Source organism: Marinobacter sp., assembly GCF_041687235.1.
Lineage (GTDB): Bacteria > Pseudomonadota > Gammaproteobacteria > Pseudomonadales > Oleiphilaceae > Marinobacter.
The window spans coordinates 318,212-333,476 of the sequence record NZ_JAWLCH010000003.1; the positions used below are offsets into that span (position 1 = coordinate 318,212).

Below are 15,265 nucleotides of genomic sequence, written 5' to 3' on the forward strand. Positions count from 1 at the left end.
CTCCAGTCGCTTGCTTTTGGGTATTCGACCGAGACTAACACGTATTCGGCGGAGACTGGCGGCCGCTTTTCCAAAACATCACCAGCAGCGCTGCAAGGGCCAGGTTGCCGAAGAGCATGAAGGGATACATTTCCGGGGAGATTCGCAACCACTCACCGGTGAAGTTCATCATGGCGTGGAAAATCAGCACCGCCAGAATGCTTCGACCGGTGCGGTTATAAACGAGCACAATCAACAATGTATGGCAGATGATCATCGGCATCCACCAGTAAAGCTCGGGGTGAAACGTGGTGTTGGCGTAATACCCAGGGAAAAAGACGAAAGCTGCGTGCCAGAGCGCCCAGACCGCACCGTTCACCAAGCCAGCCACGACCGGACTGAAACGCTGTTGCAGGGCCTCCAGGTAAAAACCGCGCAACCCCACCTCTTCTACTGCCGGAAACACAAAGGAAAGAACCAACAAAAACAGCAAGGGCCCGGGATTAACAAACAACTGCCAGTTGGTATCAAGGGGCTCGCCAGCAACGCCCAGAAGCACGGCCAGGCCGGCCATGGCAAGATCGTAAGCGAGCCAGAAAAACAGGATGATCAACCACCAGCGCCCGGGAATTCGACGCCAGTCCGTCAGGCGCCGCCACAAGTCTCCCAACTGCTCTTTTCCACCGTTCACAGCGGCCAGACCAAGACCGGCAACGACAGGGCTGGCCCCGCCGATCAAGAACCAGATCAGGTTTGGAAATGCCCAAACCGACGATTCTGAAAGCAGCACCGGCATCCAGAAGAGATACGCCCACCCCAGGTAAACCAGGGGGAACGCTATTAACGGTCGCCTAGCCAACTATTCTGTCCTCTCGTGTATAACGGGCAAGCCTGACTGAACCGCAGGGCCGTGCTTGCGCGTACATAAAACCTTAAAGTGTCGCTGTAGGATAGCGAACAGGTTCACTTCTCCATTATCAGGGTTTACAAATGAAAAAGTACCTCGCGCTTCCAACCCTGCTAATCGCATTGCCCGGCTTCGCGCAACCGGGGCCTCAAAAGGGATTCAGTGGTGAAGTCTCGCTAAATGCGGGGATCATCTCTTCAACGTCCAACTTCAACGTCGATGGCGATGCAACCATCAGTTCCCTGGAGAGCAAGGCAGACAGTGAGTCAGAGGGCCTGATCGCTCCACTTGGCAACGTTGCCTACACCTTTGGCGAAGGGCTGAAACAGCAGATTTACTTTGGTACCACACGGGAAGATATTGCCGTCGGCACCCTGGCCGTGCAGCTGGGGTATAAACACAAACTCAGTTCAGGCACGGTGGTAGATGTTTCCTTTTTGCCCACGGTGATTTCCGGAGAAACCTGGCAGAACCCTTATCAGCTCAACACGCCGAGGAAAGAAACAGACGTCTCGGGCAACGCCTACCGCCTGCAGTTGAACAGCATTTCCGGCTCGAACTTTAGCCTGGACCTTGCCTTTGCGACGGCGGATGTCGAGGACGATCTGACCGCAGGAACCGATCTGGCTCGCGATGCCGACAGTTACTACGCCAAGGGCAGTTACCGTTTCACCCTCTCGCCGACCAGCTTCGTCTCACCCTCTGTCGTTTACATTCAACATGACGCCGACGGCAGTGCCAGCAGCTTCGATGCCTATGGCGCCGAAGTCAGCTGGTTCAATATTCTGGGCAGGCACAACCTGGTACTGACCGCAGGTTTCACACAGAGGGACTACGACAGAGCCAGCACACTATTCAACAAAAAGCGCTCGGATGATGAGCTCGGCCTGTTTGCGGCCTACGAGTACCCGCAATTCATGGGCTGGAAGGATTGGTCGTTTATTTCGTTTGCCGGCTTTGGCGACACCCAATCCAACCTGACCTTTTACGATGAATCCTCGTACCTGTTCGCAGTAGGACTGAATTACAAGTTCTGATCCGGCATGGCCTTCAAGCGCCACACCAGGGCTCAGTTCTCCACTACCCGAGCCCTGAGCCTCGGCAGCTGGGCCGGGTAATATTCCTGGATGAAGGTCACCACGCCCTCCCGAATGGCACATCTCAGGTCCCAGTTCTTGCTGGAATCGGCAGCGCTCATCAAAAAACGCACCTGGATGGCCTGGTCACTGGAGTCAGTGACCTGAACCGAGGAAAACTCACCGTCCCACAAGCCTGACTCATTCAGCAAACGCGTGAACTCCTGCCTGAGCGGTTCAACCGGCATGGTGTAGTCCACCCAGATAAAAACTGCTCCCAGCAATTCTGAGGTATTTCTCGACCAGTTCTGGAACGGGTTCTCGATGAACCATTGCAGTGGAACAACCAGACGGCGCAGATCCCAGACCCGCAAGACCACGTAGGTCGCTGTCACTTCCTCCACCCAGCACCACTCGCCCTGCACGTGCAGGACATCGTCTATACGGAAGGGCTGAGTCAGGGCAATCTGCATGCCCGCCAGAAGGTTGCTCAGGACGGGGCGGGCCGCGAACCCGAGAATCAGGCCGCCAACACCTGCGGAGGCCAGCAGGCTGGCCCCCATATGTTGGACAGACTCAAAGGTCATCAATGCTGCGCCCAGACCGATGATCACGATGAGAATGTTAAGTGCGCGGACCAGAAAACGGGTCTGGGTTTCGACCTTGCGCGCGCGCTTCCACTGGCCTTCCAGCACCGGATTGAGCGCGACAATGACCTCGCCTATGGCCGAGGTCAGTCGAACGGCTGCCCATGTGATCGCCAGAACCAGTAACAGGGTGGTGATTTGCTGAACCACCGCCATCAAGGGCAGATCCGGTGGGGCGGCCGCCAGCGCAGCTGCCAGGGTTAGTAGACAGAAAACCACCCCAAGAGCGCGGGCAGAAGCGTCCAGAAACAGTCTCAGAACCGTTCTTGATTCTGAAAAATGACGGAAGATCGCGAGAGCCAGCCGATAAATGACGTAAGTGGCCGCCACCGCAAAAATCGCCGAGGAGCCCGGCCACAACCACGCCGTGAAACCCGCTTCAAACGATTCCAGCATCAGCCCTCCGAGAGTTTTCAAAAAGTCGCCAGCGCGGAAACACCGTTGTGGCCCGCCCTATTTCAAAAATAGCCTAGACTAGCCGCTGCCCCAGTGCCATCAGTTTGGCGGCTTTCACCCCATTCAGGCCAAGGAATGAACCGGGAAAGAAGCGGACCAGTCACGCATCAGGGTTTCTGAAAATACGCATGGTCCGATGAAATATGCCACCGTATTGTTAGGATTCTATCTTTCGAGGAGATCACTCTTGTCGCATCTGCACCTGGCTATACTGCTGGGCATGACCGTGGCACTCGGGCCATTGGCGCTTGATGCCTATCTGCCGGCTTTCCCGGACATTGCTGACGGCCTTGGCGTCAATCATGGGCACGTGGGGTTAACGCTCAGCGCCTATGTCACGACGCTGGGACTGGCACAACTGGTCGGCGGCCCCCTGTCCGATCGATACGGTCGCAAGCCGGTGCTCTTTGGCGGGCTGGTCATCTTCATGGCAGGTGCCGTCATGGTGTCGCTGGCAGAGACTCTGTCTGACATGGTGTTCTGGCGAATTGCCCAAGGGATCGGCGGGGCATTCTGTGCGGTATCGGTTCCCGCCATTGTCCGGGACGAAGTCAGTGGTCAGGACGCTGCCCGGCTGTTCGGCCTCATTGGTCTGATCATGTTCATAGCGCCCGCTGCAGCACCCTCCCTGGGGTCAGTGATGCTTGCGTTTGGTGAGTGGCAGTGGATATTTCTTATGCTGGCGGGCTACGCCGCGTTTCTTGTCCTGACGCTGCAGCTTGCGCTGTTCCCGAGGCTTCGGCCTCGAGCACCGACCACCACACCGATTCGGTCCCTGGTGACCAACTACCTGCTGGTGCTCAGACATAAGACCACCATGCGCTTTATCGGGATACAGGTGCTCTGCTTCAGCACCATGCTGTTGTTCATCACCCATTCCTCGTTCATCTACCAGGAATGGTACGGCCTCTCCAACAGCACGTTTGCCATGCTGTTCGCCGCCAACATTGTGTTCATGGCTGCCCTGAACCTGATTAACCGCCCGCTACTGAGGCGCTTCTCCTCGGTGCAGCTGGTGCGCGCCCAGGTCATCGCCCAATGCCTGGCTCTGGTTGCTCTGGTTGCCAGCGTTCAGTTCCAGGGGCCCCTCTGGCTGGTGGCGGGCTGCATCATTGTTGCCATCGGCTGCCAGGGCGGCATCGTGCCCAACAACATGGCCAACGCCATGGAGTTCTTCCCGAATCTCAGCGGCACTGCAGCGGCCCTGCTGGGCGCATCACAGTTCACTATTGCCGGGGCTGTCAGCACCCTGTCCTCTGTCTATGGAGACCAGACTCTCCTGACCATCGCCGTCTCAATGCTTGCCTGTTCATCGGGTGCCGTTCTTCTAGCCCTGGGCGCACCCAGGGCGGTGGCTTTGGCGAAAGAATCCGGTTTGTAACAATTTCAGCACAGGGATCGTCTGAACCATTTTCGGGGGAAATTGAACCATCCCCCACACAGAAGACGTATTGCTGTTAGCAAACACAACAAAGGATGTGTCCAGAAATGACGATGCCAATACCGGAAGCGCAGTCCCGCACCCGAGCAATCACACAAAGAGCCGGCCTCCTGAGAACGCCGGATTTGAGCGTCGGGTCCGCGGAGGACAAACGCGCCGAGATCGCTGCCTATTTCATCAACACCTTTGACACCTACACCCGTCTCTTCAATTGTCTCGCCGATGACGCCGGATACTTCCAGAAGTCGATCCCCCTGAGACATCCCCTCATTTTTTATCTTGGCCATACCGCAACATTCTTCGTGAACAAGCTGGTACTGGCCAAGCTGCTACCCGAGCGCATCGATCCGCACATGGAATCGATTTTTGCAGTGGGTGTCGATGAGATGAGTTGGGACGATCTGGACGAAGACCATTACGACTGGCCCACGGTAGCCGAAGTCATGGATTACCGGGCCAAAGTCCGGGCCACCGTTCTCGAGTTGATCGAAACACTCCCGCTCAGCCTGCCAATCAATTGGGAGAGCCCCTGGTGGCCCATCGTCATGGGCGTCGAGCACGAGCGTATCCATCTGGAGACCTCGTCTGTGCTGATCCGCCAGCATGATCTGGCCAGGGTCCGCCCGCAGCCGGAGTGGGCCCCGATTCGTGAAACCGGTGAAGCGCCGGAAAACGAACTGGTTACCGTGCCTGCCGGCACAGTTTCAATCGGCAAAGCCTACGATGACGCCTACTACGGCTGGGACAATGAATACGGCGAGCATGAGGCGGAGGTCGATGAGTTCAGGGCCAGTCAGTATCTGGTCAGCAATCAGGAATTCCTGGCGTTTGTTGAAGCCGGCGGTTACCAGGAAGACCGGTTCTGGAGCGAGGAAGGCCGCGCCTGGCGCCAATTCGCCAAGGCCAGGCATCCAACGTTCTGGCGCTGGCAGAACGGGTGGCACCTGCGACTGATGACCGAAGAAGTGGAGATGCCGTGGGACTGGCCGGTGGAAGTCAATTACCACGAAGCGAAAGCCTTTTGCGAGTGGAAACGGGAGGAAACCGGCCAACCCATCCGCCTGCCCACGGAGGACGAGTGGTATCGGTTGTGTTCGGAAGCCGGAATCAAAGAGGTGGACAACGACCCCGCCAACGCCAACCTGCACCTGGACCATGGAGCCTCTTCCTGTCCGGTCACCCGGTTCAAGCATGGCCAATGGTTCGATGTGGTGGGCAATGTCTGGCAATGGATGGAAACGCCCACCTACCCGTTCGATAATTTTAAAGTTCACCCGCTTTACGACGATTTCACAACACCCACTTTCGATGGGCAGCACAACCTGATCAAAGGCGGTTCGTGGATTTCCTGCGGCAACGAGGCCCGATTATCGGCTCGTTACGCTTTCCGGAGGCATTTCTTCCAGCATGCCGGCTTCCGCTACATCGCCTCGGAAAGCGAAGCGGTGCAACCCAATGCCTACTATGAAAGCGACCGGTTGCTGACTGAATACGCGGAGTTCCACTTCGGCGATACCTGGTTTGGTGTGGAAAACTTTCCGAAGGCCCTGGCGGATCTGGCCCTGGATGCCATGAATGGCAAGCCCACCGGCAAAGCACTGGATCTTGGCTGTGCCTGTGGCCGATCCAGTTTCGAGCTGGCAAGGCGCTTTGACGAGGTCGAAGGCGTCGATTTCTCGGCCAACTTTATCAGGCTGGGCGTGGAAATGGCCGAGCAAGGCTCCATTCGCTATGCGCTTGCAGAGGAAGGCGAACTGGTCAGCTATCACACCCGGACCCTCAAAGAGCTGGGACTTGAGGAGTGCTCAGAAAGAGTAAGCTTCTATCAGGGCGATGCCTGTAATCTGAAACCGCAGTACTCGGGCTACGACCTTGTTCTGGCGGCCAACCTGATAGACCGCCTCTACCGCCCAAGGCGTTTCCTGGACAGCATTCACGAAAGGATCAACGACGGCGGCTTATTGGTGATTGCCTCTCCTTACACCTGGCTGGAGGAACACACGCCGAAAGAAGAGTGGATTGGCGGTTTCAAAAAGGATGGTGAGAACCACACCACCCTCGATGGCCTGAAAGAACACCTCTCAAAGCATTTCCGGTTAGTCAGTGAGCCGAGAAAGGTGCCTTTCGTAATCCGCGAAACCCAGCACAAGTTCCAACATACCCTCTCGGAAGTGACTATCTGGGAGCGGTTGCCGCGCTGATCAGCGCGGCAATCTCTTGGCTGATCGCCTTATGGTCCACCAACTGATCGAACCAGTTGGTGGCCACTTCCTTGCTCGTCAGGCCCAACAGGGTTCCGAGCACAATGCCCCGGTGAACATTATCGCCCCCCAGGTTGGTGTTCACACGCAGCGCCAACCATGGATCGTTGCGATACTTGTAAGCCAGATAGAGAACAACAGGCCAGGAGTCGGAGATATAACACGCCGGCGAATACATCCGGCCCACGACCTGGTGGTCGGGCAGGTTTCGCTTGACCAGATCCGCAACATCCAACCCGCCGGTTCCCTTGCCAGCCTCTGAAAGTAGCACCTTGATCCCCTCTTCATCCGGGCCTTCGAGCAGACCGCAGAGAAGTGTCACGTAGCGGTCGCACACCCTCATCAGACTCTCATCCGGATGAGTCAGCGCCAGATGATCCCGACAATGCGCCTGGATGTCAGGCAGGTCCATGCCACGGAGGCGCTCTGCAAACACCAGCGCGGCAATCGTCGCCAAGCCACCGATAGAGGGCGTGTCATGGGTCGTCATGGCACACCGTTCCGCCGGCAATCCCTTCGCGTAATTGGCGAAAAATCCGCGGTGGTAGGATTCAGCATAGGTGTCAGAATGCGCCGGGGGATCGGCGGTCATAAACCCGATGTAGGCTGAAAGAAACGCCTGAGAATCGTATTGCCCGTTATCCTCGGCCAGGCAACGCATCAGAATGCGGCTACAGAGCGCATTCAGTGTGTTCTCGCCCGGCTTCATACCATGATGGTAGTGAACATTCGGTACATTCCAAAACTGAGCCCTGCCCTTGAGGATGACGTCCCCGACAATCTGCGGCTCGTCTCCACGATTATGACCTGAGCGCCGACCACCACTGCGGGTCGAGTGCAAGGACATGATCGACGACGGGTGAAATTCAGGTGCAGCCTCGAATCCCTGGATCCCACCCGGGAAAGCCTTTTCGATATCCATGGGGTTGTAATACCAGTGCACCGGCATGGCCAGGGCATCGGCAATGAATTGCGTTTTTAACGCGCTGGTGACACGGTCGGGATAGCCAGGATCAGTTCGCACGAAAATACCTCTCGACGGCACTTGAACGATCTTTTTCATACGACGCAATTCCGCGTCCGGAGCTTCGCATCCTGACCACACCAGGATCCCTTGCGACTCTATGACCATATCCTTATGGAAATAAGACTCGTGTGTCGCTCCTGATTCAGTAAAGAGAGCCGGCGAGTCTGGACTCAGGAGTGTCGGGCTCACACGGCAGAAATCCCGGTATTGTGTTGAGCTGGCCAATCGGATAGCCAGCGGTGCGCTGGATCTCTCCCAGCTCGAAGCACTTGACGATGCGCAGGGCCGCAGTCACCTTTTAGAAGTACCCGGTTTGGGCCCCTGGACCGTCGACGTCTATTACATGATGGCGCTAGGGCGGCCGGATGCCTGGCCTCAGGGAGACCTGGCACTGGCATCCGCAATACAGGACATCAAAAATCTGGATGCCCGACCGACAAACGATGAGCAACTGGGCTTTGCCAAACAATGGGCGCCGTGGCGAGCGGTAGCAGCCCGCATGCTTTGGATGCATTATCTGGACGCCCGAGGTCAGTGAAGGAGGAATTGTGATCTACGAAACCGAGATGAAACATCTTGCCCGCTGTGTTGAGTTGGCTTCAATGGCGGTTGATAGCGGAAATCCGCCTTTTGGTTCTGTGCTGGTGGATGAAACCGGCGCGGTCAGATACGAAGGGCATAATGAAACTGCCGGTGGCGATGAAACCCGGCACCCCGAGTTCGAAATAGCCCGTTGGGCTGCCGCCAACATGACCCCGGATGAGCGAGCCGCCTCAACGGTGTATACCTCAGGCGAACACTGCCCGATGTGCGCGGCAGCCCATGGCTGGGTCGGCCTTGGGCGCATCGTTTATGCAAGCTCGTCAGAACAGCTTTCAAGCTGGCTGGACGAGCTGCACGTGACGCCACCACCCGTGGCAACGCTTCCGATCAACCAGGTCGTTCCGGGTATCCCCACTGAGGGTCCTTTCCCTGCGCTTTCAGATGCCCTGCGCGAACTTCACAAGCGCTATGCTTTGGCCGGTCGGAACAAAACGTAATTTCCCAGCAGCGCCAGCGTGGCACCCAGTACCGCCGTTGTTGTCCACTCAAAACCCTCGAGCCAGGTCGAAACGCTGAGGGCAACCACGGGAAAAAGCACCGTCGCATAGCCGGCCTTGTCGGCGCCGAGCGTCTGAATCACCGTGATGTAACAATAGAACGCGATGATTGAGCCGGGAACGGCCAGAAAGACAGTTGCGCCCCAGAAAGTCGCTGAGGTGGGGACTACCCACTCAACACCCTGCAAAAGGCACCAGATGCCAAGAATCACAGCACCGTAAACCATGGCCCAGGCATTGGCCAGTAACAGCGGCACCTGAGACATCCGCACCTTGATGCTGACCAGGTTACCCATGGAAAACCAGAAGGTACCGCCAATGGCAAACAGAATGCTGGTGGCTGTGGCGTTACCCAGTTGCAGATCGTGCCAGAACAACAGGGCCACACCGGTAATACCCAGAGAAATTGCCGGATAAAGCCGAGCGGTAGGCTTCAACCGCAACCAAAGCCAGCCATTGAGGGCGTTGAACAGGGCGGCCAGCGAAAATACTACCGCCAGCAGGCCGCTTGTCATCGATTCTGCCGCACGATAAATCAGCAAAAAGTTAAGGCTATACAGGGTTGCCCCCTGCAGCACTAGCCAGCCATGCTGTTTCAGGGTCAGTTTCTCAAGTCTGCGCACCAGGGCAAGAACCACCAATGTCACAACAGAAGCCATGACGAATCGGTAGAAAACGGATATATCGACCGGCGCCGCTTCAACCTGCAAACGAATCGCTGTCCAGGTGAGCCCCCAGATCAGTACCGTCAAACCATAGTGAACAGAGATAGGCATGGCAGTGATTCCTGTTGCTATCGGGAACAATCGTTGAGCAGGGCTCATCATATGACTCAAACAACACCAAAACTTGTCAGATCCTGCTGAACCATGGATGATTCTTGCGGAGGCTCCCTATGCAGACCGATTCTGAATCCATGCCCAAATGCCCAACGCAATCGCGCCCGGCAAACCGCGACATTGTCGATACCCTGAGAACCGCTGGCGTCGCCCCCCAGAGAATGCTTGAACTGGATCAGGGGCGGGCTCTGGCGCAATGGCAGAATCGTCAGGGCGAAGTGCGTTACGAACGGCCCCGTCACCATGCATTGAGCATTTACATAGACAAGGGCGAGCAGGCCCGAAGGGTATTGAACGGTAAGGTTGTCAGTCAGGGCTTTCCGGGTGCCGTATGCCTGTTCCCGGCAGGCAGCCGCTCAAGTTGGCAAATCAGCGGACAGTTCGAGTTTTTTCATCTCTATTTCAATGATCTGGACGTCGCCCGGTGCGCCGAACAGACATGGGATGCGGATCCGGACAAGCGCCAGCTTTCCGAGCTGTACCACGCCGAGGACCCGGTTCTCGCCCAGGCCGGCAAGCTTCTTGCGCTCAGCGACTGGCAAGCACCTGGCCAGACCAAGGCAATGGATCACCTCGCACAATGGCTTCTGCTCCAGGTCGTCAGCCGCCACTCTGGCATTCGTCAGCCCCTTCCGGAAGTCACAGGGCAGCTATCACTTCGATGCCGCCGGCTTCTGCAGGAACGCATCAACGCAGAACTGGACCAATCATTGACGCTCGCCAACATGGCCAGCTGGGTCAACCTGAGCCCCTATCATTTTGCCAGGCTTTTCAGGGCCACGTTCGGTTGCGCGCCGTATCAATATGTCCAGGAACAGCGATTAATCCGGGCCCGAGACCTACTTCGTAATGACAGAGACAAAATCACTGCCATTGCACTGATGTGTGGATTCAATGATTCCAGTCAATTCAGCCGGGCGTTCAAATCAAGATTCGGAACTACCCCATCGGCCTACCGTGCAGAAGCGCACTTTAACCACTGACTTCGGAGACCTATGCGCATTCGCGTAACGCATCAAAGGATAACTCTTGTTCTGCAATTGATACTGCTCGGTGAGGCTGTACTTGCCGTCCTCGGGCAAAGATGGTTCACCGCTTTTTTGACAGCAATGATTATCGCCATCACGTTCTTCCCGCTGCTGTTTGAACGCCGTTTCCGCATCCACATTCCACCGGAACTGCAGCTGGCCGCCATAGGGTTTGTTTTTGCGTCCCTGTTTCTCGGAGAGATCCGCGATTACTACACGCGCTTTTGGTGGTGGGACATGGCGCTCCACACCACGTCGGGTTTCCTGCTGGGTATTCTCGGGTTTCTGCTGGTGCACATAATGAACGAAACGGAAAAGATTCACGTGCACATGAAACCCGGCTTCGTCGCCTTTTTCGCGTTCATGTTTGCTCTGGGCGTGGGCGCGCTATGGGAAATTTTCGAGTTCACCATGGACTCGGTCTTCGGCATGAATATGCAAAAGCCCATGCTGGGCGACCCTTCCGGGCTGACGGATACCATGTGGGACCTGATCGTCGATGCGACCGGGGCACTGGTCATTTCCATATTGGGCTGGCGCTATCTGAAGAACCCTGATCAACGCTCCTTTCTGGAGCGCTGGATTGACGCTTTCATTGAACGAAATCCGAGATTTTTCAAGAAATAATTGAGAACCGACCGGTCATTCAATCAAGCCCGATCTTGGCACAAGACACCCCATCGCCGTGAGCGAAACGTCCCGGAATACCACCTCCGAGGCAACGACACTCGGGAATCGATCGTAAAGCATCCGTCGGCACGTGGAGGTTCGTGCCTCGGCTTTTTCGACGCAATCGGCATGGGCTTTGGTTTCAATGGCCTCGTCCGTGACGTCTGAGCAGAAGGCCGGAATCTGGGTAAAGATCCAGTCAACTGCAGCACTCAGCTCTACCGGATTGGCACGCAGATTGTTCAGTCGGCTGGCATCAACTGGTTCGGATTGTTCTCGGGTCTGGTCCCATAGAACAAACAGCAGGGCGGCAGATACCAGTGCAACAGTGACCTTGGGAAACTTCATGGGCGCCTTTTCAATCCGGTGACTAAGGTCGCCGATGATAAACGCTCAGGCATCTTCTGTCCCGGTTTCCTATACTATCGGGGATTCAATACATTAGGGCTCGCCACGGACAACGGGCCTGCCAGTTACGCACCATTCTCAAAAGCCTCAAGGAGTTCTGCAAATGACCATACTGATTGTTGGTCTGATTCTGTTTCTCGGCGTGCATTCGCTCTCCATCGTGAACGAGCCACTACGTAACCGATTGAACGCGTCCATGGGCGAGGGAGCCTTCAAAGGACTCTACTCCGTGGTATCCCTGGCAGGCCTGATTCTGATCGTCTGGGGCTACGGCGCCGCGCGGATGGATCCAACCGTGATTTACACGCCACCTGGCTGGCTCAAACATGTGTCCTTCCTGCTTCTGGTACCTGTATTCCCGCTGCTGTTCGCCACTTACTTCCCGGGGAAGATCAAGGCGAAGGTGGGACACCCCATGCTGGCGGCCGTCAAACTCTGGGCGCTGGCACACCTGCTGGCCAACGGGATGCTCCACGATCTTCTGCTGTTCGGCGCCTTCCTGGCCTGGGCCGTGGCCGACCGGATCTCCATGAAGCGCCGAACCCAGCGGGCCATTCCCACCCTGCCAGCGACCAAAGCCAATGACGCAATTGCCGTCATCGGTGGCCTTGCGGTGTATGTGGTCATGGTAGTTTGGGCCCACCAGTGGCTCTTTGGCGTGGCGCCTGCCTGAAAACCCGGCGCTCGAACGGATTAAAGGCCCTGGGCTCCCCGGCGCAACCAGTCATGCACGAACGCAAGCTTGCGTTGCGCCGTTTCCGAAAGGACAAAAGGATAAAGGTCGGAAAGACCCATAGAGCGGTTCACGTGGTTAACCCGAATAGCCAGCGACGCGGCGACGTTGATAAGCATTGCCGTATCCGCTTCTGAGTATGGATCCCAGCCATGTCGCGGCACCTCCGGCGATGTCAGGCCAGATGACACAAAACTGTCGGTAATGTCGGTCAGGTGCAACAGATGCGCGGCGGTCTCGGCCCAGTCTTCGTGAGGGTGTGCCGAGGCGTAGCTGGTCAGGTAAAACAGTCGCCAGTCTTTCGGCGGACCGTTATGGTAGTGATGCTGAAGCGCCGCCGCATAATCAGCGCGTTCATCACCAAACATCTCCCGAAACGCATCCAGAAAGTCGTCCCGCAAGCTCAGACGCCACCAGAGCATATGGGCGATCTCATGGCGCATATGGCCGACCATGGTTCGATAGGGTTCGTCCAGGGCCTGCCTCCGGGTCGCACGAACCACGGGGTCAGCCTCGGCGACACTGATTGTCACCACACCGTAAGCGTGCCCCATGGCAACCGGGGTCAGCCCTTCGGCCAGCATATGGAACACCGGGCGTGTGCCTGGATCTTCCGGCCGGAACCAGTGCCATCGGCCGAGATTATCCAGTACCCAGCGCTTGGCAGCCTCGGTCGCAGCCCAGTTCGGCATGGCATTCGGAATATTGGGATCTGGCGCCAGAGCGGTCATTGCGCAGGACCGACAGAAAGCCCCCTGCTCGGGCGCAATCCAGTTGCAGCCGATAATATCCCGGTTCACACAAAAGGGAGGCATGGGGACGAACGCCCTGGCCTGTGGGTCGTAAGCGACCGGTGTTCCCTCAGCATTGGTTAAATTGTCAAACCATAGATTTCCGGGACCAACCGGGTTGGAAAAAACCTTCATAGAGCTGGTGCTCCTTTTGAACGGCAGTGTGCCTGAAAATGAATTGCCGCTCCCACGAACCTATACCCTATAGCAGAGGAACACCAGCCGGATAAATCAATCGGTCCAGATCACACCTACATCCTGATCACAAGATCATCATAATCAAAACGCACTTTCGGTAAGCCGGAACTTTTGTCACGGGCGCTGCGATAGCCCAGGGCAACAATGGCCGAACTCTCCAGACCCAACTCTGCCAATCCGAGTACCTCATCGTAGGCCCTGTGATCAAAACCGGTCATGGGGCAGCTATCGATTCTCATTGAGGCTGCTGCGGTAAGGAGGGTACCCAGAGCAATGTAGGCCTGCTGGTGAGCCCACGCCTGCTTTTCCAACCGGGACTTGGCCTCAAGGGCCTGTTTCATGTGTCTAACATAGCCAGAGATATCTTCAACAGGCACGCCTCGGGTCTTCACAAACTGTGTGACGTACCTGTCGACGGTATGATCGCCAATGTCTGTCTGTGCCGCAAACACAATCAGGTGCGAGCAGTCCAACACCTTCTGTTGGCCAAAAGAGTAAGCCAACAGGTCCTGCCGAACCGCTTTGCTCTCGATAACCAGAATCTTATAGGGTTGGAGCCCGTAAGAAGAGGCACTCTTGCGGGCCGCATCGACCAGCGTTTCCACCGTGTGGGCACTGAGCTTCTCTGGTGAAAATTCACGGACGGCGTAACGCCAGTCCAGGGCTTCATGTATGTTCATAGAGTTGTCTCCTTCGCGTTGAGGTAGCAACTCTATGGAATTACGAGACCCTAAAAAATGGGCAAAATAGAACTACATAGTTTCCATAATGGAAAGAGACAGAGGAAAAGCCACGAGACCAGAGCTATTCCCAATAGGGTTTCTCGCCCAGATGTTGGTCCAGGTGGTCAAGCAGCAGGCGGACCTTGGTGGGTTGCTTGCGCCCCGGCGGGAACAGGGCAAATACAGTGTAGGGTTTGGGCGGGAAGTCAGGCAGCAGGGGAATCAGTGCGCCTTTCTCAATATCGCCCTGCACCAGAAAGCGTGGTACGAGGCCGACGCCAGTCCCTCTCAACAAACTCTGGCGGATCGCCAGACTGCTGTCCGTTCGATAGTTGCCGCTGACCCGTACCTCCCGATCGCCCAGCTCCCAGACTCTCGGTCTGTCATGCAGTGAAAACGTCAGACAGTTGTGCTGTGTCAGGTCTTCCGGATCGTGGATCTCCGGGGCACCTTCCAGATACCCCGGCGATGCGCAAACAATATTTCTGGACGTCCTCAGTGGCCTGGCCATCAGGCTCGAATCGGCCAGGGAGCTTCGAACCCGAATAGCGATATCAACGCCCTGCTCCACCAGATCAACCATTCGATCACTGAGCTGAAGGTCGATATCGATTTCAGGGTAGTCCCGGAGAAAACTGTCAATCGCCTCTGTTATGTGGGTCAAACCGAACGACATGGGCACATTCAGCCTTATCGTCCCTCGCGGCTCCGCCTGAAACCCTCTCGCCTCCAGCTCTGCGTCTTCGAGCTCATCCAACAGGGATTGGGTGCGTTTCAGAAAGGCCAGCCCGGCATCGGTCAGGTTCATGCGACGGGTGGTCCGGTTGATCAGTCTCGTGTCCAGATCCCGCTCCAGAAAGGCAATGTGCTTGCTGACCGTTGCCGCGGTGATCTCGAGGTCATCGGCAGCCCGGGTAAAGCTACCCAGCTCCGCAACGCGCCTGAAGATAGTCATCGCTACCAGCTTGTCGGTGGCCACTGAA

Annotated in this window: 16 protein-coding genes; 8 read left to right on the forward strand and 8 right to left on the reverse strand. The window is 56.6% G+C overall.

All coding sequences use genetic code 11. The annotated features are described in order from the left end of the window. Positions 1-34: 34 nt before the first annotated feature. Complete coding sequence (locus ACESMK_RS06895) at positions 35-838, reverse strand: type II CAAX prenyl endopeptidase Rce1 family protein (protein ID WP_372996587.1); 804 nt, start codon at positions 836-838, stop codon at positions 35-37. Positions 839-969: 131 nt separating this feature from the next. Here ACESMK_RS06895 and ACESMK_RS06900 point away from each other — a divergent pair, with 131 nt between their 5' ends. Continuing rightward, complete coding sequence (locus tag ACESMK_RS06900) at positions 970-1,923, forward strand: DUF2860 domain-containing protein (protein ID WP_372996589.1); 954 nt, start codon at positions 970-972, stop codon at positions 1,921-1,923. Between the two features lie 32 nt (positions 1,924-1,955). Here ACESMK_RS06900 and ACESMK_RS06905 read toward each other — a convergent pair whose 3' ends face one another. After that, positions 1,956-3,005 (reverse strand): mechanosensitive ion channel family protein, encoded by a 1,050-nt coding sequence (locus ACESMK_RS06905; protein ID WP_372996591.1) that lies wholly within the window; start codon positions 3,003-3,005, stop codon positions 1,956-1,958. A 247-nt stretch (positions 3,006-3,252) separates the two neighbouring features. Here ACESMK_RS06905 and ACESMK_RS06910 point away from each other — a divergent pair, with 247 nt between their 5' ends. Both ACESMK_RS06910 and ovoA read left to right on the forward strand, forming a co-directional pair. Then, complete coding sequence (locus ACESMK_RS06910; RefSeq protein WP_372996593.1) at positions 3,253-4,446, forward strand: multidrug effflux MFS transporter; 1,194 nt, start codon at positions 3,253-3,255, stop codon at positions 4,444-4,446. A 107-nt stretch (positions 4,447-4,553) separates the two neighbouring features. Continuing rightward, entirely contained in the window at positions 4,554-6,707 is a 2,154-nt protein-coding gene (ovoA, locus tag ACESMK_RS06915) for a 5-histidylcysteine sulfoxide synthase (RefSeq protein WP_372996595.1), read from the forward strand. On the opposite strand, the gene ACESMK_RS06920 is transcribed toward ovoA, so the two are convergent. Next, positions 6,682-7,791, reverse strand: coding sequence for an ADP-ribosylglycohydrolase family protein (locus tag ACESMK_RS06920; protein ID WP_372996597.1), 1,110 nt, complete (start codon positions 7,789-7,791; stop codon positions 6,682-6,684). The genes ovoA and ACESMK_RS06920 overlap by 26 nt on opposite strands. A gap of 316 nt (positions 7,792-8,107) precedes the next feature. Between ACESMK_RS06920 and ACESMK_RS06925 the strand changes: the two genes are divergently transcribed. Then, complete coding sequence (locus ACESMK_RS06925; RefSeq protein ID WP_372996599.1) at positions 8,108-8,332, forward strand: hypothetical protein; 225 nt, start codon at positions 8,108-8,110, stop codon at positions 8,330-8,332. Between the two features lie 10 nt (positions 8,333-8,342). After that, on the forward strand, positions 8,343-8,834 hold the full coding sequence (locus tag ACESMK_RS06930; protein WP_241956532.1) for a nucleoside deaminase: 492 nt from the start codon (positions 8,343-8,345) through the stop codon (positions 8,832-8,834). On the opposite strand, the gene ACESMK_RS06935 is transcribed toward ACESMK_RS06930, so the two are convergent. Then, positions 8,804-9,670, reverse strand: a complete 867-nt coding sequence (locus ACESMK_RS06935; RefSeq protein WP_372996601.1) for a DMT family transporter — start codon at positions 9,668-9,670, stop codon at positions 8,804-8,806. The two genes, ACESMK_RS06930 and ACESMK_RS06935, sit on opposite strands and share 31 nt — an antisense overlap. A gap of 119 nt (positions 9,671-9,789) precedes the next feature. Between ACESMK_RS06935 and ACESMK_RS06940 the strand changes: the two genes are divergently transcribed. Together ACESMK_RS06940 and ACESMK_RS06945 are read left to right on the forward strand one after the other, a co-directional pair. Then, a complete protein-coding gene (locus ACESMK_RS06940; RefSeq protein ID WP_372996603.1) occupies positions 9,790-10,716 on the forward strand; it encodes a helix-turn-helix domain-containing protein in 927 nt (308 codons plus the stop codon). 12 nt (positions 10,717-10,728) lie between these two features. Continuing rightward, positions 10,729-11,388, forward strand: a complete 660-nt coding sequence (locus ACESMK_RS06945; protein WP_372996605.1) for a hypothetical protein — start codon at positions 10,729-10,731, stop codon at positions 11,386-11,388. Between the two features lie 15 nt (positions 11,389-11,403). Here ACESMK_RS06945 and ACESMK_RS06950 read toward each other — a convergent pair whose 3' ends face one another. Continuing rightward, positions 11,404-11,778, reverse strand: a complete 375-nt coding sequence (locus ACESMK_RS06950; protein WP_372996607.1) for a hypothetical protein — start codon at positions 11,776-11,778, stop codon at positions 11,404-11,406. Between the two features lie 163 nt (positions 11,779-11,941). Here ACESMK_RS06950 and ACESMK_RS06955 point away from each other — a divergent pair, with 163 nt between their 5' ends. Continuing rightward, positions 11,942-12,511 carry an NnrU family protein gene (locus ACESMK_RS06955; protein WP_372996609.1) on the forward strand — a complete coding sequence of 190 codons (570 nt, stop codon included), beginning with the start codon at positions 11,942-11,944 and terminating at the stop codon, positions 12,509-12,511. 20 nt (positions 12,512-12,531) lie between these two features. On the opposite strand, the gene ACESMK_RS06960 is transcribed toward ACESMK_RS06955, so the two are convergent. From ACESMK_RS06960 to ACESMK_RS06970, 3 genes are all read right to left on the reverse strand, one after another. Beyond that, positions 12,532-13,497, reverse strand: a complete 966-nt coding sequence (locus ACESMK_RS06960) for a putative zinc-binding metallopeptidase (RefSeq protein WP_372996611.1) — start codon at positions 13,495-13,497, stop codon at positions 12,532-12,534. Between the two features lie 116 nt (positions 13,498-13,613). Continuing rightward, positions 13,614-14,240 carry an NAD(P)H-dependent oxidoreductase gene (locus tag ACESMK_RS06965; RefSeq protein ID WP_372996613.1) on the reverse strand — a complete coding sequence of 209 codons (627 nt, stop codon included), beginning with the start codon at positions 14,238-14,240 and terminating at the stop codon, positions 13,614-13,616. Positions 14,241-14,364: 124 nt separating this feature from the next. Further along, positions 14,365-15,261 carry a LysR family transcriptional regulator gene (locus ACESMK_RS06970; protein ID WP_372996615.1) on the reverse strand — a complete coding sequence of 299 codons (897 nt, stop codon included), beginning with the start codon at positions 15,259-15,261 and terminating at the stop codon, positions 14,365-14,367. Positions 15,262-15,265 lie beyond the last annotated feature (4 nt).